Below are 3,004 nucleotides of genomic sequence, written 5' to 3' on the forward strand. Positions count from 1 at the left end.
CCCGAGGACCCCGCCGCCCGCATCGGCGCGCTCCGCGGCGCGATCGACGCCTGCGACGCCGAGATCATCGAGCTGGTCCGCCGCCGCGTGGCGATGTCGCACGAGATCGGCGCCCTGCGCGCGGCCGACGGCGGCACCCGCCTGTCGCTCTCCCGCGAGCAGCAGGTGCTCGCCCGGTTCCGCACCGCGCTGGGCCCGGACGGCGCCGCCCTCGGCATGGTGCTGCTGCGCCAGGGCCGCGGGCGGCTCTGACGAAGGACCCCGTCCTCCTCACCCCTCGCACGCTCAGGGCGAGCCCCTGGTCGGGGCCTAGGGGCCGCTGCGCCAGACCTGCGAGTCGTCGTCCCCCATCGCGGCCACCTCGAACACCCGGCCGGGGCGGGCCTCGCCCACCTCGTCGGCGAGCTGCATGCCGAGCACCAGCGCGGCGTCGAGGTCCTCGGCCTCGCACTCGGTGCTCACGCGCAGCACCGCGCGGTCGGGCTCCCGCCAGAGCCGCAGCTCGGGGTCACCGGGCCGCACCACCGCGCGGAGGGCGTCGACGGCGTCGTCGTCCAGCGGGGCGGAGGAGCGGAGCGCGACGGAGAGGGTGAACGAGGGCACGCCGCGAGTCTGCGCGACCGGCTCGCGGCGCAGGCACCCGACCCGTGTCACACCTGGGCGAGCTGCGTCGTCCAGTGGTCGTACACCGACCACCGAGAGGACCCACCATGGCCCGCATCCCGCTCGACCCGCCCCGCACCGCGTTCGTCCGGCTGACCGAGTGGTACTCCCGCCGCCGCTTCGGCGCGGTCCTGGACCCGGGCGCGGCGATGGCGCACCACGGCCCGGTGCTGCGCACCTACGTCCGGCACGAGCAGGCGGTGGCCCGCTGGGACCGCCTGGACCCGACCCTCAAGGCGCTCGCGGTGATGTCCTCGGCCGTCACGATCGGCTGCTCGTGGTGCCTCGACTTCGGCTACTGGGCCAGCACGCAGGACGGCGTCGACCCGGCGAAGCTCCGCGACGTGCCGCGCTGGCGGGGCAGCGGGGTGTACACCGACCTGGAGCGGCAGGTCATGGCCTACGCCGAGGCGATGACGACGACGCCCCTGCAGGTCACCGACGAGATGGTGGCCGGGCTGCGCGAGCACCTCGACGACGACGCGCTCGTCGAGCTCACGATGATGGTCGCCGTGGAGAACTCGCGGTCGCGCTTCAACAGCGCGCTCGGCCTGACCAGCCAGGGCTTCCGGGACCGCTGCGAGCTCCCGGCGTGACCGACGGCCTCGCCCCGTTCGACCGCCACCGCGGGCTGCTCTTCTCCGTGGCGTACCAGATGCTGGGCAGCGTCGCCGACGCCGAGGACGTCGTGCAGGACACCTGGCTGCGCTGGTCGGCGGCCGACCGGGGCGAGGTCGCCGACGCGCGCGCCTACCTGGTGCGCATCGCCACCCATCTCGCCCTGGACCGGCTCGGCTCGGCCCGCGCGCGCCGGGAGAGCTACGTCGGGCCGTGGCTGCCCGAGCCGCTGCTGACCGGCACCGACCCGGTCGCCACGGCGCCCGCGCCGGCGGACCCGGTCGCGGCTGCCGAGGTGGGCGAGCAGGTGTCGCTGGCGCTGCTCGTGGTGCTGGAGACCCTCTCCCCCGCCGAACGGGCCGTCTTCGTGCTCCGCGAGGTCTTCGGGCTCCCGGCGGCGGAGGTGGCGACGACGCTCGGCCGCAGCGAGTCCGCCGTGCGGCAGATGGCCCACCGGGCGCGGGAGCACGTCCAGGCCCGCCGGCCCCGGTTCGACACCGACCGCCGGGCCCAGTTCGAGGTCACCGAGCGCTTCTTCGCCGCGTGCGCCGGTGGCGACGTCGGGGAACTGCTGACCGTGCTCGCCCCCGACGTCGTGCTCGTCAGCGACGGCGGGGGCAGGGTGACGGCGGCGCTCCGGCCGATCACGGGGGCCGAGAAGGTCGCCCGCTTCGCGCTCGGGGTCGCCGCCCAGGGCCTCGAGCTCGCCGGCCTGCGCATCGAGGTGGCCGAGGTCAACGGCGGGCCCGGCGTCGTCGCCTGGGTCGGCGGCGAGCCGCTCCTGGCCATGTCGCTGGTCGTGGTCGGCGGGTGCATCGAGCAGGTGCTGCTCGTGCGCAACCCGGACAAGCTCGCCGGTCTCCGGGGCACCTCCTAGGCTCCGCCGGGTGACCTCCCCGTTCCAGTCCCCGCCCGGTCCGGCCGCGCACGTCGAGCGCGCGCTGTGCGTCCTGGCCCACCCCGACGACGTCGACTTCGGCAGCGCCGGGACCGTCGCGACCTGGACGGCGGCCGGCACCGAGGTCACCTACCTGATCGTCACCGACGGCGACGCCGGCGGCTTCGACGACACCCCCCGCGAGCAGATGGGTCCGCTGCGCCGGGCCGAGCAGGTCGCGGCGGCGGCCGAGGTCGGCGTGACCGACGTCCGCTTCCTCGGCTACCCCGACGGTCGCCTGGAGCTGACGCTGGACCTGCGCCGCGACATCAGCCGGGTCATCCGGCAGGTGCGCCCGCAGCGGGTGCTGACCAGCTCGCCGGAGCGCTTCTGGGAGCGGATCGGGGCCAGCCACCCCGACCACATGACCGTCGGCGAGTCGACGCTGCGAGCGGTCTACCCCGATGCCCGGAACCCGTTCGCCTTCCCCGAGCTGCTGGCCGACGAGGGGCTGGACGCCTGGACCGTCGACGAGGTGTGGCTGGGCGCGAGCCCGCGCGCCGACCACGCCGTCGACGTCACCGACGTCGTCGACCGCAAGTTCGCCGCCCTGCGCCGGCACGCCACCCAGGTGAGCCACGTGCCCGACCTCGAGGGTTTCGTGACCGGCTGGATGCGGCAGACCGGGCAGCGGCTCGGCCTCCCGGCGGGCCGCCTCGCCGAGGCCTTCCACGTGGTGCACACCGCCTGAGAGGGTGTTGGGTAACCGGCTGACTACTTCTGGTCCTTGAGGTCTTCGGCGAGGCGTCGAGCGGCCTCGGTCTCGATCGGGCCCTCGGGCTCGAT

5 protein-coding genes are annotated in these 3,004 nt (G+C 75.3%); 4 read left to right on the forward strand and 1 reads right to left on the reverse strand.

The genetic code is table 11. The annotated features are described in order from the left end of the window. Positions 1-252, forward strand: a 252-nt coding sequence (locus E9529_RS21160) for a chorismate mutase (RefSeq protein ID WP_236833236.1), incomplete at its 5' end; no start/stop codon positions are given. 57 nt (positions 253-309) lie between these two features. On the opposite strand, the gene E9529_RS21165 is transcribed toward E9529_RS21160, so the two are convergent. Beyond that, positions 310-603, reverse strand: coding sequence for a hypothetical protein (locus tag E9529_RS21165; protein WP_236833237.1), 294 nt, complete (start codon positions 601-603; stop codon positions 310-312). A gap of 107 nt (positions 604-710) precedes the next feature. Here E9529_RS21165 and E9529_RS21170 point away from each other — a divergent pair, with 107 nt between their 5' ends. The 3 genes from E9529_RS21170 to E9529_RS21180 are packed head-to-tail and all read left to right on the forward strand — an operon-like array spanning position 711 to position 2,909. After that, positions 711-1,259, forward strand: coding sequence for a carboxymuconolactone decarboxylase family protein (locus E9529_RS21170; RefSeq protein ID WP_236833238.1), 549 nt, complete (start codon positions 711-713; stop codon positions 1,257-1,259). Continuing rightward, positions 1,256-2,158, forward strand: a complete 903-nt coding sequence (locus E9529_RS21175) for an RNA polymerase sigma-70 factor (RefSeq protein ID WP_236833239.1) — start codon at positions 1,256-1,258, stop codon at positions 2,156-2,158. Before E9529_RS21170 ends, E9529_RS21175 begins: the two co-directional genes overlap by 4 nt. Before the next feature lie 10 nt (positions 2,159-2,168). Then, positions 2,169-2,909 (forward strand): PIG-L deacetylase family protein, encoded by a 741-nt coding sequence (locus E9529_RS21180; protein WP_236833240.1) that lies wholly within the window; start codon positions 2,169-2,171, stop codon positions 2,907-2,909. The last annotated feature ends 95 nt before the right edge of the window (positions 2,910-3,004 follow it).

Origin of the sequence: Blastococcus sp. KM273128, from assembly GCF_021698975.1 — a bacterium.
Classification (GTDB): domain Bacteria; phylum Actinomycetota; class Actinomycetes; order Mycobacteriales; family Geodermatophilaceae; genus Blastococcus.

Bases quoted from the DNA above. Each gene is read 5' to 3' on its own strand.
- E9529_RS21170 (WP_236833238.1), top strand. From the start codon at position 711: ATGGCCCGCATCCCGCTCGACCCGCCCCGCACCGCGTTCGTCCGGCTG.